We start from the raw sequence: 298 nt of genomic DNA on the forward strand, positions 1-298 counted from the left end.
TCACAACCCCGAGGACCTCACCCGCCGATGGCATCATCTCTCATCACCGCACTGACCGTTACGGCACCCCACGCCGCCACCACCTCAACTGCGGTCACCAAGGGTAACTGTGGTGTTCTGCTGGACGCGCTGGCGAAGATCCCCGATCCGCGGGACCGACGCGGGATCCGCTACCCGTTGTCAGCGGTACTCGGCGTCGCGGTCTGCGCAGTCATGGCCGGGGCACCGTCGTTCGCAGCGATCACCGACTGGCTTCATGACCTCGACGAACAGGCCCGCACCAGGTTCGGCTTTCGGT

General features: G+C 65.4%; 1 protein-coding gene. It reads left to right on the forward strand.

Translation table 11 applies throughout. From position 1 onward, the window contains the following. Window positions 1-27: 27 nt before the first annotated feature. Window positions 28-298 (forward strand): transposase family protein (locus tag QSK32_RS45355; protein WP_052720685.1); only part of this gene is annotated, 271 nt, incomplete at its 3' end.

The organism is Actinoplanes sp. NBRC 101535 (assembly GCF_030269225.1).
Taxonomy (GTDB): domain Bacteria; phylum Actinomycetota; class Actinomycetes; order Mycobacteriales; family Micromonosporaceae; genus Actinoplanes; species Actinoplanes rectilineatus.